Source organism: Wolbachia endosymbiont of Litomosoides sigmodontis, from assembly GCF_013365435.1.
Taxonomy (GTDB): domain Bacteria; phylum Pseudomonadota; class Alphaproteobacteria; order Rickettsiales; family Anaplasmataceae; genus Wolbachia.
Genome location: NZ_CP046577.1, coordinates 704,835 through 731,292, shown reverse-complemented (window position 1 = coordinate 731,292; position 26,458 = coordinate 704,835). Strand labels below are relative to the sequence as shown.

The 26,458-nt window shown below is 32.3% G+C and carries 17 protein-coding genes, 2 tRNA genes and 1 pseudogene; 14 read left to right on the top strand and 6 right to left on the bottom strand.

The annotated features are described in order from the left end of the window. Positions 1 to 605 precede the first annotated feature (605 nt). On the top strand, positions 606 to 1,778 hold the full coding sequence (locus GOY07_RS03000) for an NADH-quinone oxidoreductase subunit D (protein ID WP_175838104.1): 1,173 nt from the start codon (positions 606 to 608) through the stop codon (positions 1,776 to 1,778). Positions 1,779 to 1,788: 10 nt separating this feature from the next. Here GOY07_RS03000 and recJ read toward each other — a convergent pair whose 3' ends face one another. Beyond that, positions 1,789 to 3,528, bottom strand: a complete 1,740-nt coding sequence (gene recJ / locus GOY07_RS02995) for a single-stranded-DNA-specific exonuclease RecJ (RefSeq protein ID WP_175838102.1) — start codon at positions 3,526 to 3,528, stop codon at positions 1,789 to 1,791. A gap of 173 nt (positions 3,529 to 3,701) precedes the next feature. Here recJ and GOY07_RS02990 point away from each other — a divergent pair, with 173 nt between their 5' ends. The 3 genes from GOY07_RS02990 (at position 3,702) to GOY07_RS04415 (ending at position 5,172) form a co-directional block, all read left to right on the top strand. Further along, the gene (locus tag GOY07_RS02990) at positions 3,702 to 3,839 is read left to right on the top strand and encodes a hypothetical protein (protein WP_175838100.1); all 138 of its coding nucleotides are present in this window, start codon (positions 3,702 to 3,704) and stop codon (positions 3,837 to 3,839) included. Positions 3,840 to 4,303: 464 nt separating this feature from the next. Beyond that, positions 4,304 to 4,834: a c-type cytochrome gene (locus tag GOY07_RS02980; RefSeq protein ID WP_175838097.1), complete on the top strand. Its 531-nt coding sequence runs from the start codon at positions 4,304 to 4,306 to the stop codon at positions 4,832 to 4,834. A 107-nt stretch (positions 4,835 to 4,941) separates the two neighbouring features. After that, complete coding sequence (locus GOY07_RS04415) at positions 4,942 to 5,172, top strand: alpha/beta fold hydrolase (RefSeq protein ID WP_246224380.1); 231 nt, start codon at positions 4,942 to 4,944, stop codon at positions 5,170 to 5,172. A 460-nt stretch (positions 5,173 to 5,632) separates the two neighbouring features. Here the strand turns inward: GOY07_RS04415 and GOY07_RS02970 are convergent. Next, a tRNA-His gene (locus tag GOY07_RS02970) sits at positions 5,633 to 5,708 on the bottom strand. 1,042 nt (positions 5,709 to 6,750) lie between these two features. Here GOY07_RS02970 and murJ point away from each other — a divergent pair. The 4 genes from murJ (at position 6,751) to GOY07_RS02950 (ending at position 12,560) form a co-directional block, all read left to right on the top strand. Next, positions 6,751 to 8,244, top strand: a complete 1,494-nt coding sequence (gene murJ / locus GOY07_RS02965; protein WP_175838095.1) for a murein biosynthesis integral membrane protein MurJ — start codon at positions 6,751 to 6,753, stop codon at positions 8,242 to 8,244. Continuing rightward, positions 8,241 to 10,823, top strand: a complete 2,583-nt coding sequence (locus GOY07_RS02960) for an AsmA family protein (protein ID WP_175838093.1) — start codon at positions 8,241 to 8,243, stop codon at positions 10,821 to 10,823. Before murJ ends, GOY07_RS02960 begins: the two co-directional genes overlap by 4 nt. Before the next feature lie 1,298 nt (positions 10,824 to 12,121). Further along, a complete protein-coding gene (gene trxA / locus GOY07_RS02955; protein WP_175838091.1) occupies positions 12,122 to 12,445 on the top strand; it encodes a thioredoxin in 324 nt (107 codons plus the stop codon). A gap of 41 nt (positions 12,446 to 12,486) precedes the next feature. Further along, positions 12,487 to 12,560: transfer RNA gene (locus tag GOY07_RS02950), tRNA-Ile, on the top strand. Between the two features lie 2,311 nt (positions 12,561 to 14,871). Here the strand turns inward: GOY07_RS02950 and GOY07_RS02945 are convergent. Next, positions 14,872 to 16,093, bottom strand: a pseudogene (locus tag GOY07_RS02945) (protein TolB). A gap of 637 nt (positions 16,094 to 16,730) precedes the next feature. Further along, positions 16,731 to 18,365, bottom strand: coding sequence for a ribonuclease J (locus tag GOY07_RS02940; RefSeq protein WP_175838089.1), 1,635 nt, complete (start codon positions 18,363 to 18,365; stop codon positions 16,731 to 16,733). A 236-nt stretch (positions 18,366 to 18,601) separates the two neighbouring features. Between GOY07_RS02940 and GOY07_RS02935 the strand changes: the two genes are divergently transcribed. From GOY07_RS02935 to infC, 4 genes are all read left to right on the top strand, one after another. Continuing rightward, the gene (locus GOY07_RS02935; protein WP_175838087.1) at positions 18,602 to 19,414 is read left to right on the top strand and encodes an enoyl-ACP reductase FabI; all 813 of its coding nucleotides are present in this window, start codon (positions 18,602 to 18,604) and stop codon (positions 19,412 to 19,414) included. Between the two features lie 76 nt (positions 19,415 to 19,490). Continuing rightward, the gene (gene nuoI, locus GOY07_RS02930; protein WP_175838085.1) at positions 19,491 to 19,973 is read left to right on the top strand and encodes an NADH-quinone oxidoreductase subunit NuoI; all 483 of its coding nucleotides are present in this window, start codon (positions 19,491 to 19,493) and stop codon (positions 19,971 to 19,973) included. 141 nt (positions 19,974 to 20,114) lie between these two features. Further along, positions 20,115 to 22,016, top strand: coding sequence for a threonine--tRNA ligase (gene thrS, locus GOY07_RS02925; RefSeq protein ID WP_175838083.1), 1,902 nt, complete (start codon positions 20,115 to 20,117; stop codon positions 22,014 to 22,016). Positions 22,017 to 22,028: 12 nt separating this feature from the next. After that, positions 22,029 to 22,538 carry a translation initiation factor IF-3 gene (infC, locus tag GOY07_RS02920; RefSeq protein WP_175838081.1) on the top strand — a complete coding sequence of 170 codons (510 nt, stop codon included), beginning with the start codon at positions 22,029 to 22,031 and terminating at the stop codon, positions 22,536 to 22,538. 974 nt (positions 22,539 to 23,512) lie between these two features. Here infC and GOY07_RS02915 read toward each other — a convergent pair. Together GOY07_RS02915 and GOY07_RS02910 are read right to left on the bottom strand one after the other, a co-directional pair. Continuing rightward, positions 23,513 to 24,385, bottom strand: coding sequence for a hypothetical protein (locus GOY07_RS02915; protein WP_175838080.1), 873 nt, complete (start codon positions 24,383 to 24,385; stop codon positions 23,513 to 23,515). A 115-nt stretch (positions 24,386 to 24,500) separates the two neighbouring features. Beyond that, the gene (locus tag GOY07_RS02910) at positions 24,501 to 24,869 is read right to left on the bottom strand and encodes a glutaredoxin domain-containing protein (RefSeq protein WP_175838534.1); all 369 of its coding nucleotides are present in this window, start codon (positions 24,867 to 24,869) and stop codon (positions 24,501 to 24,503) included. A gap of 71 nt (positions 24,870 to 24,940) precedes the next feature. Here GOY07_RS02910 and ribF point away from each other — a divergent pair, with 71 nt between their 5' ends. Both ribF and lspA read left to right on the top strand, forming a co-directional pair. Beyond that, on the top strand, positions 24,941 to 25,969 hold the full coding sequence (ribF, locus tag GOY07_RS02905) for a riboflavin biosynthesis protein RibF (RefSeq protein ID WP_175838078.1): 1,029 nt from the start codon (positions 24,941 to 24,943) through the stop codon (positions 25,967 to 25,969). Next, the gene (gene lspA / locus GOY07_RS02900) at positions 25,966 to 26,430 is read left to right on the top strand and encodes a signal peptidase II (RefSeq protein ID WP_175838076.1); all 465 of its coding nucleotides are present in this window, start codon (positions 25,966 to 25,968) and stop codon (positions 26,428 to 26,430) included. The genes ribF and lspA overlap by 4 nt, the downstream gene beginning before the upstream one ends. Positions 26,431 to 26,458 lie beyond the last annotated feature (28 nt).

Below are 26,458 nucleotides of genomic sequence, written 5' to 3'. Positions count from 1 at the left end.
GGCATTTCATAATGAATTTTGTCGATAATTACCATATTTTCTGATGTTGTGCAAAAAGCCATTCCAGCACTTAACGCTGAAGTGACACCATTTTCGTTTACCTATTTAAAAGCATTGGCGTTTTTTATGTTTTAAGCACTTAATAATCGTGATTCAGCTGCTTTTTGACAAAATCAACCTTTAGTTAAAATATTTATGAAATTTATTAGGAGGAAAGAAAGGTACAAGATGCCATGTGATAGAAATTGCTCATTCTTTAAATTATGAAATTAGTATATTTTATTGTCTTAAATGCTTTATAAGCTTGTTTCAGTTTATATGGGAAAAATCTCAAAACATTGCGGAGACATAAGATGTACATAGTGCAAAAAATTAAACATAAAATGCCAACTACGTGATATTTTTCATTTAATTTGTACAGATTAAGGTAACTGAATACCTTCAGGCTATAGTCAAGAGTGCTGGTGAGATTTGTTAAGTAATTTTTATTGAAAAACAGTAAAATGCCTAACGCACTGTCAAGAACTGACTTGTTATGAGAGAAGGGGTCCTTATTGACTTTCTACACTTTAGTCTGTACAACTCTGGTATCTTGAATTATTAATATGCCAGATCTAAAGACAATGATGTTAAATTTTGGACCTCAGCATCCAGCTGCACATGGGGTATTGCGTCTTGTTTTGGAAATGGATGGCGAAATAATTGAAAGGGCTGATCCTCATATTGGGCTTTTGCATCGTGGTACTGAAAAACTAATAGAACATAAAACTTATCTTCAAGCTTTACCTTATTTTGATCGCCTTGACTATGTATCACCAATGTCACAAGAGCATGCGTATTCACTATGCGTGGAGAAGTTGCTGCAATGTAAAGTTCCAATTAGGGCAAAGTATTTGCGTGTTTTGTTTTGTGAACTGACAAGGATACTGAATCATCTGCTTAATATCTCTTCTCAAGCACTTGATGTCGGTGCAATGACTCCTCTTTTATGGCTTTTTGAGGAGAGAGAAAAAATATTAGAATTTTATGAAAGAGCTTCAGGTGCAAGGTTTCATGCAGCTTACATCAGGCCAGGTGGAGTTGCGGCAGATGTTCCAGAGGGTTTAATTGAGGATATTGCAGAATTTATAGAGCACTTTCCAAAGTATATAGATGACGTAGATGAACTTTTAACGGAAAATAGAATATGGAAGCAACGCACCGTAGGAATTAGTGAAATATCAATTAAACAGGCACTTGACTGGGGCTTTAGTGGACCAATGCTGCGTGCTACTGGGCTTGCTTGGGATCTACGAAAAAGTCAACCATATGAAATATACGATCAATTAGATTTCGATATACCTATTGGTCAAAATGGTGATTGTTATAACCGTTATCTAGTAAGGATGGAAGAGATTAGACAATCTATTAGTTTGGTAAAGCAGTGCATAGAGAAAATGCCTAAAGGGCCAGTAAAAACTGAGAATAGAAAGATTTCTCCACCACCAAGAACTGAGATGAAAAGATCTATGGAAGCTCTGATCCACCATTTTAAACTTTATTCAGAGGGGTATCATGTACCAGAAGGTGAAGCTTATGTAGCTATTGAGGCACCAAAAGGTGAGTTTGGAGTATATATAGTTTCAGATGGCACTAATAGACCATATAGATGCAGAATAAGAGCACCTGGCTTTGCACATTTGCAAGCCCTAGATTTTATGGCAAAAGGACATATGCTTGCTGATGTTGCAGCAATTATTGGTTCACTTGATATAGTTTTCGGAGAGATTGATAGGTAGCTGCAATAATTCAATTGATGGCTAACACATCTTCTATTAAAAATTGCACAAATTTATTGCCATTCCAATAATTCATAGAGATTCTACCTAAAATAGCTTCAACATTGCCCTGCATGATAGCAGAACCAAGATGAGTATTTACAGAACGAAATGCAATAGCTCTGACCATAACGTCATCATCAGCGATGAAACATTTTATATGGTCAAATCCTACAATTTCTGGCTTCCTAATTTTTGCTCCTTGAATGATAAATCTTGGTTCAGGGTTGCCAATACCAAATGGCTCAAGGCGTTGTAGTTGATTCCACAGAGATAAGTTTATTGCCTTAGCAGTTACTATGCCGTCAACTTTTAAAGCTTTATCATTTATAGAATGTACAAACCTTTCAGTGAAAAAGTCATGTAAATCGCTTATTTTATCTTCTTTAATTGAAAATCCTGCTGCCATGCTATGGCCGCCTCCTTCAATAATTAAATTCATGCACTTTGCAGAAAGAACTGCAGTACCAATATCAACTCCAGGAATTGACCTGCAACTTGCTTTTCCTATTTTATTATTCATAGATATTACTATTGTTGGCAAGTGAAATTTTTCCTTAAGTCTTGATGCAATAATACCAATTATTCCCTGATGCCAATTGCCACTTACCATTATAAAATTTGTGCCTGTCTGCATAGACTTTTCTACTTGTATTATAGCCTCTAAAAGAGCTTCATTTTCCATCATCTTTCTTGCATTATTCAAATCTATCAATTTTAATGCAATGGAATACGCTTCATTTTCATCATTTGTAGATAGCAACTTTGCACCTAGCAATGCTTCTCCGATTCTCCCTCCAGCATTTATGCACGGCCCAATGTTAAAACCTAGCTGAGAAACACTAGGTCTTTCAAGAATTCCTAAAGCATCAAATAAAACGCGCAAGCCAACGTTCTTTCTTGCTGACATAACTTTTAATCCTTGTGAGACGAATGCTCTGTTCAGGTCAGTAATCTGCATAACATCGCAAACGGTTCCAAGAGCAACTAAATCCAGCAAATCAAATAAATCTGGTTCTTTTTTGCCTGCAAAAAAATCTTGTTCACGTAATCTTTTATTAAGAGCAACAGTTAGCAAAAATGATACTCCAACTGCTGCAAGGCAGTTATAAGGGGAACTTTCATCAAGACGATTTGGGTTTACAATTGCTACAGCACTTGGCAGTTTTTCTGTGCCAAGGTGATGATCAATAACTATAATATCAAGACCAAAGTCCTTTGCATCTTCTATTGGCCGATATGCAAGCGTACCACAATCAACGGAAATGCATAAGTTAATTCCTTTCTTTTTGAGCTGCAACAAAGCATCTGCATTTAATCCATACCCCTCATCAACACGATCTGGGATATAGATTATAGAGTGTATACCAATTGCTCTTAAGTACCTGCTAATCAGTGCTGATGACGCTGCACCATCAACATCATAGTCACCAAATATTGCTATATTTTCGTCATTATTTATTGCCTGTATTATGCGAAAAACAGCTTTATCCATATCAAGAAGATGAAAAGGATCTGGTAATAGCGATTTGATTAATGGATATAAGAAATTGCCCGCATTTTCTATATTGACACCACGAGTAACTAGTGTCCTAGCTAGGATTTCTGGTAATTCAAATCTCTGAGTAAGGGTTAGAACATCCCTTTGATCGGCTTCTTGTAATTTCCATAATGCATTTGTTATGCTGCGTTTTTCAAAACTATGTAGCATAGTTGCAAATAAAAAAAATATTTTACTAGACTTTTTAAGTTTATTCTACAATTGTATTTACCATTTTTTTGAAGCTGGCGTAATTCAGTAAATAATTTGTAGATTAAACATAAAAGTGCTGTGATGTGCTTTTTAACAAGGCATTAAGGGAAATTATATAAGAAAAAGGGATTATGAGTGTGTCTTTTAGTGAGCAAATAGATTATTTTACTAATTTTAATGAGATGCAGGAAGTAGTTGTGGGAGCTGTTGTGGAAGTGAGTGCTGTAATAGGAGCTATTGTAAGACTAAGTTTTACAGTTCTGTGCTAGTGCTTGTAGCTATAGAGTTGCGTTTGTTGTTATCACGATGAATTAACGAAAAGAAAGGGAAAGGAAAAATTGTTGAAAAACGTGTAATAGCAGCACTTATGTCGTTTTTATCTCTATGGCAGGCCATCAGGTATAGTAACTGTAATTTGCCTTTGCAAAAATCGCAAATGCTGTTCCTCTTAGTGAATTTGCAATTTAATGGTAATAGCAATAGGTGTAGAAGTAGGAGCTATTATACTACCAGAAAAAATTATCATGGTGACAATTGTTACAGCATATTTGCAAGAAGTTTATTAGAATATATTAATCCAGATAAGTATGTAATTGAATTACAAATTCCTTCTGCAAGCGAAAACAGCAACTTGACTATTGGCAATTTTTATCTTTGATGAGCTCAGATAATTGTTTGCTGTCTGCAGAAATATTTGCATAATTTGAGTAACATTAATTGATAAAAATTAGCTATGGAACTTAATAAGATTGCAGCATCGATTTTACTTTCTGGGCTAATCATTATGATAGTCAGTAACGTAGTTGATATACTTTATAGTCCAGAGGAATATAAGATTGAACACCAAATAATAGTGGCTAATGACAGTAATAATAAACCTCAGCAAAAAATTGAACAAGTGGTACTAGATATTGGAGAACTCATGCAAAATGCTAGCTTTGAAAAAGGTAAATCAATAGCAAAAAAATGTGTAGCTTGCCATAGTTTTGACAAAGGTGGAATCAGTAAAGTAGGGCCAAACTTATGGAACATAGTTGGAAATAAAAAAGCACACCTTAGTGACTCATTCAATTACTCAAGAGCAGTGCTTGAAAAAGGCGGAAAGTGGGGATATGAAGAATTATTTGCTTTCTTAAAGAGTCCAAAAGACTATATAAAAGGTACACGTATGGCATTTGCAGGTATTGCTAATCCGCAAGAAATTGCAGATTTAGTCAGTTACTTACGTCAATTAAGCGATAGTCCAGTTGCTTTGCCAAAATAATATGGATTATAATAAATTGTTTGATGAAAATGGTAAGTACATAGTATAATTGTAAGCTACAAAGAAGGAAAGCTTTTATAGTCTTTTTCGGTGAATTTGTATCCAATATGAGAGTAACTAAAGCAACTGCTATTTATAAATTTTGTCAAGAAAATGATATAGTATTCGTGTTACTTGATTACTTTGGTCACGGTTATTCAAGTGGTGATTTTATTGATTACACGATGAGTGATTGGCAAGAAAATTGTGCTAAAGTAGTGCGTGAATTAACTGGTAAAAAACAAATAATTATAGGTTTAAGCATGGGAGAGTGGCTGATGTTGCTCACTGTTCTTTAACTTCAAGAAAGAATTGCAGCATTAATTGGCATATCGTCTACTCTTGACTTTACTGAGGATTTAATCTTCTATTAACTATCTCATGAGAAAAAAGAAGAACTTGACTCTAAAGATAGAGTAGATTTTACTTCAGAACATGGCATATACAAAATAACTAAAAGCTTGATAGGAGATGGTAGAAAAAAATCTACTTTTAAAGAAAGAAACAATAGATATAAACTGTCCTGTGCGTTTGTTGCATAGTATTGATGACAAAGATGTTTCTTACTAACTTCGTTAAAGTTAGCTAAAAAGTTCAGGTCAATCAATGTTGAAGTGCATTTGATAAAATAAGTAAAATATAACATATATGACAATCATTCATTGAAAGTTTTATTTCAGACCATTAAAGAATTTTTGCTGGCTGGGTAGTTGCACACTGATTTTGGTGTTCATATCTTTGCAAAGTAAGAAGTTTTATTGGGGCGAGCGACCAGAATCGAACTGGCGGCATTCAGTACCACAAACTGACGCTCTACCAACTGAGCTACACTCGCCAAAGTATGAAATTTCTAACACGCATGTGTAAGAGGTATAAAGTATCTAACATATCAGTAAAAAAGTCAATTGACTATTTAAGTAGATTCTTTTATTTTAGACTATATTGTGATACTCGTTATATGTAAAATTGTAAGATTTCTAATAAATTCAGCGTTCGCATTTATTGGCGTGTGTGATGCTTAACTTTATATCTTGTATTTTTCCTGTTCTTTCTCTAAAAGCAGCAGCAATAATTAATAATCCTAGCAACTTATTTAAGTTGCAATTAAATGGAATAATCTATATCCTTGGAGTATTGACTGGCATGTTGATATATCCTTAACAATATTAACGCTACGTAATGTAGGTTATGTACTGGGCTGGAATTTTAATATGCAATCTCCTGCTTGTGTACTGTTGCTATATAAATGTTTGCAATAAGCTTGTATTTTTATAGCTTATATTGATGTTCTTTCTTGTATTTTCTCATTTAGATAGAGCTGACAATGTTTTTTTTGGTAAATACTTTCAGCGTTGGTTACAACTCCATGTCTTATACCTTTTCATGACTCCTGCTATAGATTTTGCTCTTACTGAGTCAGTAATACTTATTTCTGTTAGCATTTTTTTTACTTCTTGATTTTGGCATTTTACTTCTATACTTAATTATATCATTTTTTCCTAACACACTTGAATTTTTTTAGAAACTTAGTGAGTGACTGTAGCATTGAAGCATTTTCTACTTTTTTTCTGTATCTTTATCTGTGATTTGACTATTTGGGATGCTACTAAAAAGAGTCAACAGTGCCTGTACTAACTGGGCTGCTAAGCTTTCCATTTAGCATATGGATATGGGTTAATAACGGTATAAGATTCACCTATTAGACTTATTATTTCTGCACTGTTCTTTCGTTTAATCTGTTACCGCTTATCTTACCTGAGATAGTGCAAAAAGCTCTCTTTCAGAGAAATTCATAAATCCAGAAGATAAATTTCTATTAAGCTATTATAGTCAATTATATTGACACTAAATATAGTCTAGAGTAGTGGTAAATAGCAATGTTTAAAAGTATTTTCACATTTAGTTTTTTTACAGCTGTTTCAAGAATCTTAGGATTAATAAGAGACATATTAATTGCTATAGTTGTCGGTGCAACCTCTCTTGCAGATGTATTTTTTTCTTCATTTCGCTTTGCCAACCTATTTCGAGCATTTTTTGCAGAGGGAGCATTTACTATCTCTTTTATACCATTGTATTCAGCAGAGTCACGTGATGATAAGAGAGCATTTGCTTTTGCAAGTAGTGTAATATCCATTACGTTTATTATTGTATTAATTTTTTGTTTTATAACACAAACTTTCTTTTCTTATATAGTTCAAATATTTACTCCTGGCTTTGACCAAAGCAAGCTTGCTCTCACTGTAACTTTGTCAAGAATTATGATGCCTTATGTAATCTTTGCTTCAATTGCATCCCTCATTGGAGGGATGTTACAAGTTAAGCGACATTTTGCTTTAACAGCTATTGCACCGATTATTTTAAACCTCTGTTTAATCGCTAGTTTATTTGTGCCTTACATAAAAACACCAGTTCATAATCTTTCTATAGCTGTTCTGATTGGAGGAATGTTGCAGTTATTATTGATGCTATTTGGTGCGTACAAATTAAAGGCCGTCTTTTTCTTTAGCATGAAATTGAGTAATGAAGTAAAGTTATTTTTTAAGCGTGTGATACCAGCAATTATCAACAATTGTGTAATTCAGATAAGCCTATGGATTGATATAGTTATGGCAAGTTCTACACCAAATGCGATATCCTATATATATTATGCTGATAGACTAAATCAATTACCGCAAGGAGTAATAGGTACTGCAATTGGCGCGGTACTTCTTCCTTTAATCTCAAAACAGGCAAATGATACCGAAAATACAGTTAAAATACAGAACAGGGCTCTTAACATAGGATTAATGTTAATTATGCCAACAACTGCTGCCTTTATTATTATTCCCAACACAATTTTACTGACACTTTTTTCTTACGGTAAGTTTGATCACTATGCAGTACAGCAAACTGCTCCAACGTTGATAGCACTTTCTCTTTCTTTACCTGCATTCATTATCAATAAAGTATTACTTCCCACTTTCTTTGCTAAAGGTAATCTAAAAATACCAACTATATTTTCACTAGTGTGCCTTGGAATTAATATGGGGTTAAATCTCTTGTTAATGAACAAGTATCAGCATACGGGAATTGCTATTGCTACTTCCATTTCCACTTGGATAAATTCTATTCTATTGATTAATTACTTAACAATAAACAAAATGTATAGAGTTAGCCAAGTATTATTATTAAATATTGTAAAAATTCTTGTAGCAACGATAGTTATGTCGATAGCTCTTTATGTTTCTAATTCCTTATCAGTAGGGTTCTTCTTCGATAGAATATTTGCTCGTGTTATCTATTTAGCAGCTTTAATAGTTTTAAGTGTTGTTGTTTATTTTGGTACTCTTTACTTAATGTTTATGGGTGATTTTAAGTATATAAAATTATGAAACTCTCTGTATATTTCACATTATCAATTGTTTTGGTGATAATTTTCTTACAAATTGCTGTGACTTTTAAGGACTGGAATAGTTATAAAGAATACATTGTGCAAGAATTAGAAAAGACTTACAACGCTAAAGTACGCATTGGAGGAAAAGTCGAAGTTTTATTAATCGCACCAAAGCTCACTCTTCATAACGTATACGTACAGTGCAACAACAATAAAGAACAAAAATTATCGGCCTTGATTTGCGTAGATAAAATTGAAGTAAGGCCATCTGTTTTATCGTTGCTCTTATTTTCGCTACAACCAAAGTCAATTACATTGCTTGGTATGAAAAGCAATAGAGAAAATTTTATTAATATTATAAATGCAAAAGCCAGTAGTGACGCAATTGATATAGTAATGAAAGACAGCCAAGTGAGTTTAAACGATAATTTCGCTGACCATGACAGTGTTGTTAACATAAAGGAAGTTGCTATAAGGAGAAATAGGCATTTCTCTGGTAAAGTAAAGTTAGGTAGTAATAATTATGACTTTTTAGGAAAAGTTAATATTGTAAAAAATAATGTACATATCAGTGTAGAGTCAAATTTTATAAATCTGCTATTTACAGGCAGCAGAGATCAAGTAGGACTGCAGGGCAAGTTAACGCTAATAATTAATAATAGTTCTGATTTTATAAGAGACTTAGCAAAAATTATTAATCTTAGCTTTCTTGCTTATATCATCCCTGGTAAAAATATTGAGATATCATCTAATATCGGTTTTAATGCAAATGAGTTCACAGCAACTGACCTGAGAATAAAATCCAAAAGCATACAGGCTAGCGGTACAATACAAAATAATAGAAAAAATAATCACACTAATGTCAAAATTAGCTTCAGCAAGGTTGATTTGGATTTTATACAAAATGACTCGCGGAAAGCAATAGATATAAAGGATATTCTGGAATCTTTTAGAAAAGTTGTGCCAAAAAATTTGAGCTTAGGTTTTAATATAGAAGCTTCAAATATTCAATATCAAAATAAGATGTTGGATAAATTTCACGCTATATTTAAATTTGCTAATGGTGAAATAAAAGTTGACACATTGCTTAAATTTCCTGGAGTCAATAACATATCTTCCTTGTCAGGAAAAGTTTCAAATAGTGGTACTTTATCCGAATTTAATGGTAATTTATTGGTAAAGGGTGATGATTTTGAGTCATTCATTTCGTGCTTCTTTCCTTTTATAAAGGTGAAGGAAAATCGTAAAAATGGATTTACACTGAATTCTGAATTGCATTTTGCCCCTAGGGTACTGTCTATTTTCGATATCAAGTTTCTAAATGATAAAGAGTTTTTGCAGGGATCAATTAAGGTAAGTCACACAAAAAAACATAATGTAATTGATGGTAGGCTTAGTGTACATAATCTTGATGCAGATAAGTACGATTGTTCATTATTTAATAGTTCATCTAAAGTGCGATGGCTAAAGAATCTGAAGTATGATGTAAATATAAAAATCAATGCTAGTGATTTTAAATTAAATGATACGGGAATTCAAAATCTGAATTTCTTACTAAAAATGGAAAAGGGTAAGCTAGTTGTAGATAAAATCAAGCTATCTGGGGAAGATTGTAATATTACCGGTAGCACAAAGATATTAGTAGATCAAAGATATACTAAACCATTGTTAGATGTAAGCCTTACAGGAAATAAATTTAATGGAGATATCTTTAAATTGCCGAATTTAATAGAAGTAACAAAGGATTCGAGAAATAAAATAAATCAAATGCAATGGTCAACAAAGCGGTTTGACTTTTTGGACGACAAAGAAAGCTTTGATGCAAATGTGCAAATTAATGCTGCAGAATTTAAGGCTGGGCAGAATGTTTTAAAGAATTTTAATTTGGATGCAGTAATAAGAAATAACACTATCACTGTGAGACAAGCAAAGTATGCACTAGAACATGGACAAGTATTTTTTCAAGGTTATCTGAGATCCGGCTCAATGTATACGAAATTTCTTATTGCAGATTTAGATGCTAAGGGCGTTGGTGAAGCCATGGGAATTGACAATATAGATGGTCAGATAAGCTTAAATGGTGAAATTAGAGCTCGAGGGAAAAGTTTTTATGATTGGGCTAATAATTTAGCAGGAGAAATTAATTTGCAAGCACAAGAAATAGAGTTTACTAATGTAGATTTTAATTCATTTATCACGAATTCATTAAACAGTAAGAATAAACCTGAAATTTCTACGCTTGCTCATGATGGTATATACGACGGTAGTACACTTTTTGAAAATGTTATAGGAAAAGTAAGTGTTAAAAATGGCGTATGTTCAATTAGTTTGCAATTTAGAATTAATCAAGCTTCAGGGTCTATCTCTTCTAATTTAACTTTACCCAACTTTGCTTTAATTTCTTTAGTCAGGTTCTTTTTTATTCTACCAGGTCATAGTAATCCAATCTATATTGATATGCATTTAGATGGACCTATTTGGCACCCTAAGATGAATTTTGATGTAGATCAAATATTTAGTACTTTGGAAAAAGGAGTTATATCAATTCCCACTACACAAGAAATGGATAGGCAATAATGAAAAACAAGCTATATTCAAGTAAGTAAAGTAGCGAGTTTTAAATGGCGTTAAAATTTAAATTGTGGATGAAAAGGTTGTGTGGAATTAGTAAAAATATATTGTATTTCAAGAACAGCACTAACTGAATAGATAAAACACCTCAACATCATAGAAAAACTAAATTGAACCAAAATCAGTTTGAACGAGTTAAAGTATAGATATAAGAAAATTACAATATTACCATTAAAGAAACGAGAATAAAAATCTAGGAAAAATTTGGCTTGAATGTTAGCAAGTTTACGGTACACCGCAATATGCAAAAAATGAAATTTTTATATATTATATAAAACTAATTCACAATGAACGAGATAAAGGTAGATAGGAAGAGTTTTAGGAAACTTAATGAGACACTATTGGTAATACCAATTCTCTCATTGTTAATGAATCGAATAAATAACATTACAGAGTTGTTTAAGTGTCTAATGAGGAAGACAAATAATAAATTTGCATAAAGCGCTCTATTACGCAAAATATTCTGTTTTATATACAATCAAAGTATTCAGTAGGATTGAGCTCTGGTAGGTATGGAGTAGATATATAATCTAGATATTTTAAAGGCCTATCTTATTCTTAAAATTGTGACATTTATTCAAGAAATATATTAATACAATTAGTATTGACATTCAGTACAAATAAGCTAGAACTCTTTCTATTTTTAAGATTACTACACTGTAGAGATAAAAGTTTTTTGTCACCTAATTTTACTTTGACTTGTGTTCTAATGCACTTTTAAACTACCAGTGTCAAACTTTTGATGTGGATCAAATGTCGATTTGTTAAAGGAAAATAGTTCTTGTTTAAGATACTTACCAATAATCTCTAAGTTTTTTTAAACTCTTCTTATCTACCTTTATCTCGTTCATTGTGAATTGGTTTTTATATAATATATAAAAATTTCATTTTTTGCATATTGCGGTGTATTGTAAACTTGCTAACATTCAAGCCAAATTTTTCCTAGATTTTTATTCTCGTTTCTTTAATGGTAATATTGTAATTTTCTTATATCTATACTTTAACTCGTTCAAACTGATTCTGGTTCAATTTAATTTTTCTATGATGTTGAGTGGGCATTAAAACAATTTTTCTTCAATTTTAATTTTAACGCCATTTAAAATTGCTATTTCACTTACTTTAGTGTAGCTTGTTTTCCATTATTGTCTATCCACTTCTTCTGTGATGGAAATTATTGGTATAAGAATTTAGTTGATTAATTACTGATTTATGCGCTATATTTTGTGAATTAGATGGAGTATTTTATGAGTGACAGTATTACATCAGTAAATGATCAAAATTTTAAGTCTGAAGTCACTGATTACAAAGGGTTCGTGCTAGTAGACTTTTGGGCAGAGTGGTGTGGACCATGTAAAAGTTTAATGCCGCGTGTTGAGCAGTTGGCTAAAGATAAAAAAGATAAAATCAAAATCTGTAAATTCAATATAGATGAAGGAGAGGAAGTGCCAGGTAAATATGGAATTCAATCTATACCTACATTAATCATATTTCGAGATGGTAGAGAAATTGTGCGCAAAATTGGTACTGTAAATGATTTGTCAAGTTGGGTTGATGATAAAATAAACTGATAGACAACTCTGTTTTCACTATATTATAAATGTTAATGAAAGGGATTGTAGCTCAGTTGGTTAGAGCAGTTCGCTCATAACGAATTGGTCGTAGGTTCGAGCCCTACCAATCCCACCTATTATATTGGTTTCAATATACTATGGCTCCTGCTAGAGTTGTTCATACTACGCCAAGTACGTACAAGGTGATAAACATTTTAACAGAATCTAAGCTTGCTCACAAAGTTCTTTACATACTAGCTATAGTGGGTAAAAGACATAATCTTCACTTTTAAAAATTTTATCAACTTCTTTGTTAACAAGAGAAGATTCCAGAAAGTTATAATTTTAGCATTAATGAGAAAGTTAAAGCACATTTTCTTAGTATTCTTAAAAAGAAGAGACTGCTTAATTATAATTTAGTGAAATAATTGTGTGATGTAAAAGTCAGTATCTAGACACTTGTTTCAATGTTTTTTGAACACAATTTACGTTACAGTTGTGTGTAGTTATATGTTCTTTTATACTTAACTAGCCTAAATGGACTTTTTCTGATTTATTTATATGTGTGTTTAAACATATTTTGTCATTAAAATAATGACTATAAATTGCACAGAAGTTTAGCCTTAATCTTAATTATCATGTGCTTTATCTCTACAATGTCAGTGATCATTACCAAGATTCCTTTTTTACTTTCAGTGCCTCTTGAAATTTTTTTAGTGCCTTCTTATACTTTTTTTGATGAATTAATGTGCAACCATACTGTAAATCGTGTTTGTGATGCAACGAAGGAAAATTTAATTGTTATTAGAGTGTTTTTTTCTATAAGATTACCTCTTAAAAGTATTTTAAAAACTCCTCACATTTTTCCTGATAGCTGAATACAATGGTAATTTTGTACATAGTAGATAAAAAGTATCATGTAGTCACTTTTTCCAAGTTTTTTTCTTTTAGCACCTTTTAAAACTTTGCTAGCGCTTTCTCATACTTTTCTTAGCAATTTAATGTTACGGCCATCTTATATATTTGGTTGAGAGCGCGATAAGAAGTAAAATTGTCTTTCTAGTTCTTTTATGTACAACACCTCTTTAAAGAGTTTTGATGCATTTTTATATTTTCCTGGAGATTGAGTAGTGCAGCCATTTTATATATAAAAGCTCTTCTTCACCTTTGTATATTAGAAAACATTTTTCTTTTTTTTATCTAATTTAGAATTTTTTCCTTAAAGCGAATGTAAACACGTTCTTCTTATTAATATAATTAAACTACTTACCTAACTCATATGTTATTTTCTAATACTAATTTCCAGTGTACAAGAAATGGATGGACAAGTAGTAGGAAATAAGCTATACTGAAGTAAGTAAAATAGCGAGTTTTAAAGTGTTGGACCAAATCTATTAAAATGCTTTAATTGCAGCAAAGAAGTATACTATAATAGTAGCAATAAAAATATGTTGTATTTCAAGGACAGCACTGACTGTATGTAAAGCATTATATTACCATTAAAGAAATGAGAATCAGAATCTAAGAAAATTTGGCTTGAATGTCAGCAAGTATACAGTATAACGTAATATATAAAAAGTGAAGTTTTTATATATTACACCAAAACCAATTTATAATAAATAAGATAAAGGTAGACAGAAAGAGTTTAAAAAAAACTTAATGAGATTATTGGTAAGTATCCTAAACAAGAGTTATTTTTCTTTAACAAACTGGCTTTGCCCACATTCAAAAGTTAGGCACTGGTAGTTTAAAAAGGGCGTTAGAACACAGGTTAAAGTAAAATTAGATAGATAAAAATTTTTGCCTCTACAGTATAGCTAATCTTAGAAATGGAAAGAGTTTTAGCTTATTTGCACTGAATGTCAACACTGATTGTATTGATATATTTCTTGAATAAATGTTACAATTCTAAGAATAAGATAGGCCTTTTTTATCATAGATAGTGCTAGTTAGCACAGGTCGCAAAATTTGAAAGTGCTTTAAAATATCTAGATTATATATCTACTACCATATTACCAGAGCTCAATCCTACTAAGGACTTTGATTGTATATAAAAACAGAATATTTTGCGTAATAAAGTCCACAATACAATTGTCTTGTTTGAGAGTGCTTTATACAAATTTATTACCTGTCTTTCTCACTACGCAATTAAACAACTCTGCAATGTTACCTATTTGATTCATTAACAATGAGAGTTAGTATAAACTATCCACAAAAATGATATTTTTAGGAAGAAGAGGGATAATTATAGTTTCAATGTTATTATTTACTGCTATAGGAGCCACACTTTGCTGTCATGGAAATAATTATACTTAAAATTGCTCCTATTGTTGAGCAGTTGTAACAGCAGTCTTATCAAGAATTGCTGATGCTATAGTAGGACATCTTGTTGATGTAGCATTAAATTAATGGCTATGGTAGTTAGAAATATACAACTCAGTAATTTAAAAGTAAGACCAATCTGGTAAATAAGCATTTGTAGAAGTGGGAATTATTTTGTGAATTTTTTTTACGAGATCTACTAAATACAGTTTAGAACTGTTCTGTGATTCTATTTTTGTAAAGATAATTCCTCTGCCATTTGGTAGCAGATTCGATTTTGTGTCCTTTGGGAAGTAGATGTTTTCCTTTGCCATCTTAGTTTCATAATTCCTAAGATCTCCCTTTGGCGAATAAACAGGTGTAGCGTATCTTCACTTCCAAAACTAATTTTTTTAGGTTTTTTATTTTTTTTGATAAAATTAATAATGTAAAGTTGTTAACTTCCACTTACATCAGAATTAAAAATCATGTATTTCTGATCTGGAGAAAAGAGGGAGAAGTGCTTATAGCTGAACTTTTAGTAGTTTTTCCGTACATTTACTGCTTAAATCTAAAGACAATATATTTCTCTCACCGTCAAATGAATGAGAAATGAGAAGGGATTTGCCATCAGGAAAAAATCTAGGAGCAGAAATAACGCCTTCAAATATACTAACTATTGATTTAGTATTGTTTTTTTAATTCTTCAATGTTATGTAGCTTCTGCTATCTAAATATGAGATATAAACAATACTATCCCCATTTGGTGAAAATCTAAGTATTGACACAAGTTTATTTCCGTTTATTAAGTATTTTATATCGCTTCCACATCTTGATTCATAACAGCAATTTTGCGTATGGACTTGTAATTGCTATCTTTTTCTTCTGCGATACATACTATTTTTGTATTAAAATATCCTTTTCACCAGTTAATCTATAATATATTACATCTGAAATGAGATGGCAATTTTTCTCCAACTTTTTGCAAGAAAATGACTGACTTAGTAAACAATTCTCTTTCTTTTAGAAGAATCAAATAAATGAAATGATAGCTCTAAAGCATTACCGGGATACTTCGTTTAAGCTTACTGTAACTAATATATCACTTTTCCAAGATTTAAATGGTGAATTTCAGATTCCAAGCCTCGTTCTACATTAAATAAACTGCAATTAAATAAATTTTTCTCAATTATTTTTGTAATATTTTCGCTTAATTCACTTTCCAGCTCTGTCTTGCATGTGCATTTGCACAATAAGACTAATATTATCAACACTGCTCTTTCTTACTTCAACATATAAGGCAGCTTCAGTAAAATAAGAAATAAATAATAAAAGAAGTAACATTAGTTGAACGGACCACTTCATTAGGCTTCCTCTCGATCATTCCAGCAAGAGTTTGTTTTTGAGGGTAAACTGTATACAGATGATGTCATGAGAGTGGCTAATATACGTGGACTGTTTAAATATTTTTTGTGTTACAGAGCATGTAGTATCAGCCTCTAGTGTCATTCTAGTGCATGGTATTTTGGTCCAGTTTTTTGGTAATTTTATTGAAGATGTTGCATAGTGTGCTTGTTTACAATTAATCTTTCTAAATCTTAGTATCACGCACTGAAATGATAAGAAAGAGGCACTGGAATGACATAATCTAATATGCAAATTACCTACAAATCGCAATGTTCGTACAGTTATGTGTCGGGACACTGAGATAACATCATTCTTTTTTCTGGATTCTAAGGTGCTTATGCACTAGAATGACAGGAAGAGAATACTGGAATGACACTATTTAACACACAAATTACCCGCAAATTGCAATATTCATGCAAAGAAAGGGACATTATTAGCATGATATGCTCTTGGTAAACTTAAATCACAATGTTTGTACAGCTGTGTGCTTGATATAGATTCTTTATTTCTAGATTCAGCGTCACATGTTGGGGTGACATCAAAGAGTACATTGTTAACTTCTTGCTCAAATAATGGTTAATAAAAGAAGTCTATTTCACACCTGTTCTATTTGAACCTCAATTATAGGTCTTTTTAGTAAATATTCTTTTAAGATATTAAATATTGAGCTTTCAATCTTACTTTTTACTTTTTTTGTTGACTGTAAATTAAATGCTGACTCAACCGCTTTTATGATCCTTTGTATGATGGCTACATCTTCTACTACTTCCAAAACACCAGGTGCAAATACTTTTGGTTTAGCCAACAATTTATTTTTCTTGTTTACAATTACTGTTACTACAATAGCTCCAGCATCTCTCATCTTTCTACGCATTTTTATAACGTTACTCTCAGGGTGACGTAGCAACATACCATCAATACCAAAATAGTCAACATTAATTGAATCAACTTTCTCTCCACTCTCCAAGTTAACAATATCACCTGGTGCAATCATTATTGCTTTTTTCACACCACACTCTTTAGCAAATTTTACATGTGCATGCGTGTGAATATATTCGCCATGAACTGGAATGGATATTTTAGGCTTTATCAAAGAATACATTTCTCTTAGCTCTGTTTTGACTGGGTGCCCAGAGGCATGAACATGTTCTGTTTTTTCAGTGACAACCTCCACTCCCATCTTAATGAAAGCATTAAATATACCATGTGCACGAATTTCATTGCCGGGAATAATCTTTGACGAAAAAATCACTGTATCACCTTGTTGCATTTTAAATGCGTGATGACTCTTATTAGCAAGTTTTGAAATTGACGCCATTGGTTCGCCTTGGCAACCAGTGCAGATTAATAATAATTTCTCCCTTGGCAAATCTGCCACATCTTTTGCTTCATAAAATTCAACAGAATTGGTTAAATATCCACTATTTTGTGCAACTCTTACTATTCTCCATAAGGACTTACCAAGTAAAACCACTTTTCTGCCTAGTACCTTTGCAGCTTGGCCTATCGTTTTAATCCGTGCTACGTTTGAAGCAAATAATGACACGGCAACTAGCTTTTTAGACCTCCTTATTATATTATAAATATTATTATAAATTTCACCTTCTGATTCAGGATTATATTTGCTTAACACATTTGTTGAATCACAAATTACTGCAAGTAAGTTACCTTTATCACCAATTTCTTTTAAACGACTTATGTTGGAAGTTAAACCAACAATAGGTTTTGGATCGAATTTCCAATCACCAGTATGAAGTGCGCTACCTACATCAGTACTAACTAATATTGAATGTGCTTCAGGAATTGAGTGAGTTACATTTATAAATTCAATGGTAAAAGGATTTAAATTTATACTGCCATTTATGTCCACTTCTTTCACAGATATCATACTTTCTAGCTTAAATTTCTTTAATTTCTCCTTGAGAAAGTTAACTGTGAACTTTGTTGTATATATGGGGCATTGTAACTTTTCCCACAAGTAAGGCACTGCACCGCAGTGGTCTTCATGTGCATGTGTAATTATCATTCCGAGTAGATCTTTCTTCCTTTGAGTAATGAAACTTACATCAGCGATTAATAATTCAATACCTGGCATAGTTTCATCGGCAAAACCAATACCAAGATCAATCATAATCCACTTGCCTTGGTAGTGATATAGGCTAACATTCATCCCAATCTTACCTACTCCTCCAAGTAAAAGAAATAAAAATTCGTTTTTGTTTATACTCATTAATTTCAAGTTATTAAAATGTGAGGATAGCAAAACTTCGGCCTTAAATAAAGGAGTTTGTTACTTTCAATAACCATGAAGAGAAAAAGAGATTACACAAGATTTTTGCTATTCTATTTACCAAAATTCATATCTAATGCAAGGTCGATGTATACTAAATTTGACTCCAAACATTACTTTAAACACAGTTGACTTTACCTAATTAATATTCCAAATTAGAAAAAATAGATAATTCTATGGCAATAAGTTTACTACAAGGTAAAAAGGGATTAATAACTGGAATAACAAATAAGAGGTCTATAGCCTATGGTATAGCAAGAACTCTCTCAGAACATGGCGCAGAATTTGCAATCACTTACCAGAATGAAATAGTAAGAGAGAGGTTATTATCAATAGCAGCTGAATTAAATGTGGAGTTAGTGCTGAATTGTGATGTTGCAAATGAAAGAACTATAAATGATGTTTTCAAGTTAATAGAAGGAAAATGGGGTACCTTTGATTTTTTGGTACATGCAATTGCATTTTCTGACAAAAATGAATTAAGTGGCAAGTATGTTAATACTTCACTGAACAATTTTCAAAATGCGATGAATATATCATGCTATTCTTTTACTGCCTTAGCACAGAGGGCTGAAAAAATGATGTCAAATGGTGGTAGTTTACTTACTTTATCTTATTACGGTGCTGAAAAAGTCATGCCAAATTACAACGTCATGGGCTTGTGTAAAGCAGCACTTGAAGCAAGTGTAAAGTATCTAGCATGTGACTTAGGTCCACAAAATATCAGGGTAAATGCTATTTCTGCTGGTCCAATCAGAACTTTAGCGTCTTCTGGAATAAGTGATTTTCACTTCATATCAGAATGGAATAGAAATAATTCTCCTCTTAGACGCAACACTACTCTTGAGGATGTTGGAAAAGCAGCGCTATATTTATTAAGTGACCTAAGTAGTGGTACCACCGGAGAAATTTTACATGTTGATTCAGGGTATAATGTTGTAGGGATGAAGGTAATTGATTCAAATATAATTAATAGCTGCCAAAATTGAAAATCGAGCATAAAAAAAAGCCTTTTAAAAGCTGGTAACATAATTTATAATTACCATCATAAATTTTAAACACTTTATGCTTAAGAAACTAGCTTGGTATTACTCCTTCGTGGAGTTAATCAAAGGATTTATTATTACACTTAGGTATGCGTTTAAACCGAAAGTTACGCTTAAATATCCTATGGAAAAGGGTCACTTAAGCCCAAGGTTTCGTGGTGAGCATGCATTGCGTAGATACTCAAATGGTGAAGAATTGTGCATAGCTTGTAAATTATGTGAAGTTATCTGCCCTGCTCAAGCAATAGTTATTGAAGCAGAAGAAAGAGAAGATGGTAGCCGTCGTACTACTCGTTATGATATTGATATGACAAAATGTATATATTGTGGACTTTGTCAAGAAGCGTGTCCTGTTGACGCAATTGTTGAAGGTCCTAATTTTGAGTTTGCGACAGAAACAAGAGAGGAGCTAATGTACAATAAAGAAAAGCTATTGCGTAATGGTGAAATTTGGGAAGAAGCAATAGCTCTTAGATTGAAAAAGGATATATCATATCACTAATGTTAGAAGTTTACAATATTAGACCTCTATTATTCCGGTATCCTCTTATATCATTTCAGTGCTTGATACTTAGATGCGAAAAAAAATGTGTTCACATGCTGGAAAATATTGATCTCCACTTGTTGTGTAAAAGTTTTACTTATGATTAGAATTACTTTTTTAGCAAAACAAAAAGTAGAAGAATATAGCAGTGTAGTTACTGGTTTTGATATACTACAACCAGACCTTTCAAAAGAAGCAATTGCCTTAAGGGTGAATGGTGAGCTGTATGACCTCTCACGTGAAATTGAATCTGATGCAGAGATAGATGTTATACAACTTAATGATGAAGAGGGTTTGAATATAATAAGGCACGATGCTGCTCACATAATGGCTCAGGCAGTAAAAGAGCTCTTTCCTAGTACTCAGGTTACTATTGGTCCAACGATTCAGGACGGGTTCTACTACGATTTTGCTGCAGATCACACTTTTACTACAGAAGATTTTGCTGCAATAGAGAAGAAAATGAAAGAAATTATAAAGAGTAACCATAGATTTATTCGGGAAGTTTGGACCCGTAAGCAAGCAATTGATTTTTTTAGTAGTATAGGTGAAAAATATAAGGTCGATATTATCTCTTCTATATCAGAGAGTGAAAGTCTAACTGTTTATAAGCAAGGTGATTTTGTTGACTTATGTCGCGGTCCACACTCTCCTTCAACTGGTAAAGTTAAAGCGTTTAAGCTCATGAAAGTCGCAGGAGCATATTGGCGTGGCGATGCAAAGGGTCCAATGTTGCAGCGAATATATGGTACTGTATGGCGAAACAAAGTTGAACTAAACACTTATCTTAAGCGTCTAAAAGAGATAGAAAAACGTGACCATCGCAAAATTGCTAAGGATATGGACTTATTTCATATTCAAGAAGAAGCTATTGGGCAAGTTTTTTGGCATGAACAGGGCTATATTTTATATAGCATTCTAGAATATTACATAAGGAAAAAATTAGTAAACAATGGCTATACTGAAGTAAAAACTCCTGTCTTAGTCAGCAAGGAGTTGTGGGAAAAATCTGGGCATTGGAATAAGTTTCGTGAAAACATGTTTATTGTTGGCGAGCCTGAGAGTAAAAAACTGGCAATAAAACCCATGAATTGTCCTTGTCATGTGCAAATTTTTAACTCTTATACAAGAAGCTATCGCGATTTGCCAATACGTATGGCAGAACTAGGCATGTGCCATAGGAATGAAAGCTCAGGTTCATTACATGGACTGATGCGTGTGTGCGGCTTTACACAAGATGATGCACACATTTTTTGTACGGAAGAACAAGTTAATTCCGAGACTGTAAGATTTTGTGATCTTTTAAAAGAAGTATATTCAGAGCTTGGGTTCAATAAAATTTCCTTAAAATTTTCAGATCGTCCGAGTGTTAGAGCAGGAAATAATGAAGTGTGGGATAGAGCTGAAAAAGCGCTGCTTGAGGCTGTTAAAAGAACTGGACTCAGTTATGAACTTAATCATGGTGAAGGCGCATTTTATGGTCCAAAGTTAGAATTTATTTTGAAAGATGCGATAGGCAGAAGTTGGCAATGTGGGACGCTACAAGTTGATTTCATTTTACCAGAACGTCTGGGGGCCTTTTATATAGGGGCAGATGGACAAAAGCATCATCCTGTTATGTTGCACAGGGCAATCCTTGGAACTTTTGAACGTTTTATTGGAATTTTAATAGAGCATTATGCAGGAAAATTTCCGCTGTGGCTTGCTCCAACACAACTTGTCATTTTAACTGTCACAAATGAAGCTAACAGTTATGCCATAGAAATTAGTAACGTTTTAAAAGAACAAGGTGTTAGGGTTAAGACCGATTTGACCAATGAGAAAATTAGTTATAAGATACGCTTGCATAGTTCAAATAAGGTTCCTATATTATGGATTGTAGGTAAAAATGAAGTTGCAAGCAAAACTGTGTCAGTGAGAAATTTAGGGTCAGATAAACAGGAATCTTCTTCTTATGAAAAAGCTGCTAAACTGCTACTAAAGAGTATTAATTTAGGTTAAGGGAGTTAAAACTTGCAAGTTAAAAAAAACAGAGTTAATGAGTTTATTGCAGCCAAGGAGGTGCGTTTAGTTGATCATAATGGCGAGATGGTTGGAATTGTATCAATAGAAAGGGCTTTGACATTTGCACAGGATGTAGGTTTAGACTTGGTAGAAGTTGCACCTGATTCGATTCCTCCGGTATGTAAAATACTGAATTATAGTAAGCAAAAGTACGATGCAAAAAAGAAGGCAAGTGAAGCAAAAAAGAAACAGAAAACATTGACTGTAAAAGAAATTAAACTAGGTCCTAATATTGGTGATCATGACTATGAAACAAAGTTGCGTCACGCGAGAGATTTTCTTACACATGGGCATAAAATCAAGGTTACAATGAAATTTAAAGGCAGAGAGCTGATAAATACTGAAATTGGGCTAGAAAAATTAGAACGGCTAATTAGAGATACTCAAGATATTGCTAAAATAGAATTAGCACCTAAACGAGAAGGAAATCAATATTTCTTGGCTCTGGCTGCCAAGTAGCAGGTAGGATTTACTAAGTAAAATCTTTAACTAGTTTTTATTTAAATAAATGACTATATTTTATAATTTTTGTAGCAAGAAAGGGTTCTTGTATTCTTAAATATTGCTACATTTGTGCAAGAAATATTCATATAATCAGTGATGACATTTCTGTGGTGTAAACAGCTAGAGCTCTCTACCATCTCTAGGATTACCCAGACTGTAGAGATAAAGATTTTGTCTACCTAATTTTACTCTAATCTGTATTCTAACATCACTTTTAAATCGCTCGTGTTTAACTTTTATATGCTAAACTACAGTTCATTAAGTTTTTTTTAACTCTTCCTGTTTACCTTTATCTTGTTCATTATAAATTGATCTTGATGTAATATATAAAAACTCCATTTTTTACATATTATGGTGTACTGTAGACTTCTGAAAGTCAAACTAAATTTCTTTTGGATTCTTATTTTCATTTCTTTAATTATAATATTAGTATATCCTTATATCCATACTTTAAACCTGTTTAAATTGATTCTGATTCAATCTAGTTTTTCTACGAAGAGTTGAGGAAGCCAAGTAATTCTTCTTCTCTTCTAAATTTTAGGCGCTTTATTCATGTAATGTCAATGCTCCTCTTTAAAAGCAACATGTTTTTGCTACAGTGTCATATTGTACTTTTTTGCTACAATTATTACAGCATTTAGTTCCTTTTACATATATGCGTTATTTTGCGCTCTCTTCAGCGTTTCTTTTGCTTTTGATTTCGCGACTTTTTTGCCCAATGTTGTTTATAACGTCCCTTTTGCAAGAGGCTAGCAATATTTTGCATAAGAGCTAAGTGCAGCATGTGGCTTTCTTTCTAAGAAGATGATAATTGTCTTCAATATTTTAAATATTTAATTTTTTTGGATCTTCCATATAAATTCTACTGGTGCAGACTTAAGTTATAAATTGAAATAATAGGTTATGTACAAACATCAATTTATATTATTTCAGTGAAACTTAACAAGTTTATCTATAGTTTTAGTAATGATTCTTGGAGTATCTGGAGAAACTTCTAAATTAAGTCTATTTAATTGCTTTACAGCAAACTCGCTATTCTCATTGGCTATAAAGTTACATAAAATGTCTTCTATATTCTTAGTAATATTTTCATACTTTCTCAAAGGATGATTTTGTGGATATCTATTGATGGTTTTGATACTGGAATACTCAATAAAAGCTTGATCTTTAAAAGCAAGTTGTCTCAGTTGTTCTTTGAGTTTTACTTCTTCCTCTTTTGCTAAAAGGCAAGAGTGTATCAGTGATTTTACGATCAAATTTATTGTTTGATGTATCTCAGAGTTTACTACTATGTTGATACTATTCTCTTTTACCACGCAATCATACGTACTTTTTTCATTCTTTAACAGCTTTGTTAACGTTTTACTATTTCGTGAATTGAGTTTTAAATTTTCTTCGCTCATAGGAATCATGATGAAGGTATTTTTATTCACCCTAATGTTGAATTGTGGAGAATTGCTAAAAAAGGAAAACGCTATGTCCTTAGACTCAAGTACATGATTGCATGCAGAAGAAAGAGTACGAGCTATAACGCTACTTGGCACCTTCATTCCGTGTTTACTCAAGTGGTACAATACATTTTCAACATCATGGTACGTGAAGCCTGAACTTTTTAGTAGATCAACAACCTCTATGCTATCTTGTTGTTTATACTCTATCCTCACCTCTTCTGTAAAAAGAGTTTTAGCTGCTACATGTTTATCGAGTACTGTGAAAATTTTAATGAAATCACCTAAATCTTGTTTGTCAACTAGTTCAATAGTAATTAAGTTCTTGCTAACAATTGAAATATTTTTTATCATTTTCCCACTAAAAAAACCCACTAAATGAATTGTATTTTTAATTCATTAAAATTTATTTAAAGCAAATATGATAGTTTTTCATTTGAATGTTACAAGACAATAAAAGCGAGAAAAATCACATAAAATCATCATGAGATGTTACACATTCTTCATATTCATTGCTGCTACTTGTATAAGTTGTTACATCAATTTTATCATAATTGATACTTAACATATCATCTAACTTTCCTTCCTTTTCAAGGTTCATCAATTTATCATATCCAGCAATATGGTGTACATAATCGCCGTTTTCATCAACAATAAAAATTTGCGGAACTGTTCTAACATTATATTTTGACTTTATGTCATTAAACAAATCTGGCTTTTCAAGCACGCTAATTTCTTCATATTTTATACCTTTTTCATCCAATAATTCCTTTGCTTTCTTACAGAATGGACAATACTGCTTTATATATATGACAACCTTTCCGTTAGCATTCACAATTTACCTCCTAAAGTTTCTAAAATACAGTTATTATAGTAATATACAAGAAACATATAAAATATCAAATTGTTATGAAAATTATTTATGATTGCGAGCGAGGAACAGAAAATAACGTAGCATTAACCTTTGGAAACTTCGATGGCATTCACTTAGGACATAAGTTAGCAATTTCTACTTTAAAAAAGATAGCACAAGAAAGAGGATTACCCTCCGCGATCTTAACTTTTGAACCTCATCCATCGACTGTTTTATTTAATAAGAATAACTTTGAATTGATAAATCAGAAACAAAAAAAGGAATTAATCAGCAGCTATGGTATAGATTACTTATACATTATCAATTTTAATAAAGATTTTTCTCAAATCAGCTGTGATGACTTTATCAGCAAGATTTTGGTAGATAAGTATAACACTAAACACATAATTGTCGGAGAAAGTTGTACTTTTGGTCATAAACGATTGGGCAATACACTAACCTTAAGGAAACATTCTGAAACGTATGGATACTCCTTGACTGAATTAGAATTATTAACAATTGGTAGAGAAATTTGCTCTTCTTCTTCAATTAGGGAGCACATGCAAAAGGGCGAAATAGAAATTGCTAATAAGTTACTTGGCAGGCCTTATCAAGTTTCTGGTACTGTAATGAAAGGTGCGCTTAGAGGTAGAAAAATCGGATTCCCAACTATAAACATTCCAATAGAGGATCGGATGATAAAACCTAAGTTTGGTACATATTATGCTAAGGTGGCATTTACCTCTTTAGATGTTATTTCAGTACGTAATGCTGGAATTTGTAGATCCCAGTGTCAAAGGAATGGAATAACAGAAGATTTTGCAAAAGATTCATTCCCTAATAAGGTTCCAAATTGGCTGTACGGAGTAGTCAACATTGGTATGAGGCCTACGTTTAAGGATTTAAAAAAGCCCATAGCAGAAATGCACATATTCAATTTTAATGAAGACGCATATGATTGTAAGGTTAATATACAACTTTTAAAGTTCATAAGATCGGAAAAGAGGTTTCTTAGTGTTGACGAATTAACAAAACAGATAAATCATGATATATTTGAAGCTTATCGGTTAGGGACGGATTTATGAAAAAACTATGCTTGATTGTTATACTTATTATAGTATTAACAGATCAGGCAAGCAAGCTTTATATAAATTCATTGATTGATGAGGGAAAATCAATTGAGGTTTCCAGATTTATAAAATTAGTTGAAGTATGGAACTCAGGCATTAGTTTTGGAATGTTCAGCACCTTACCATATAACGGTCTTTTTTTTTCAGCGTTCTCAACACTAATAGTTAGTGTACTTGCATACTTGGTTTATAAGTCTAATGATAAATTAACTTGTCTTGGTTTTTCTTTGATGATTGGTGGAGCAATAGGAAATGTGGTTGACAGGATTTACTGGGGAGCTGTATATGACTTCATATATTTTCATATTGGCAATTGGTGCTGGCCAGCTTTCAATTTAGCAGATTTATATATAGCTTGTGGAATGTTTACATTATTATATAAATGGTACATATATGATAGGCTTATTTCCAAGTAAAGTTGAGGAATAAAATCATTGTTTTGAG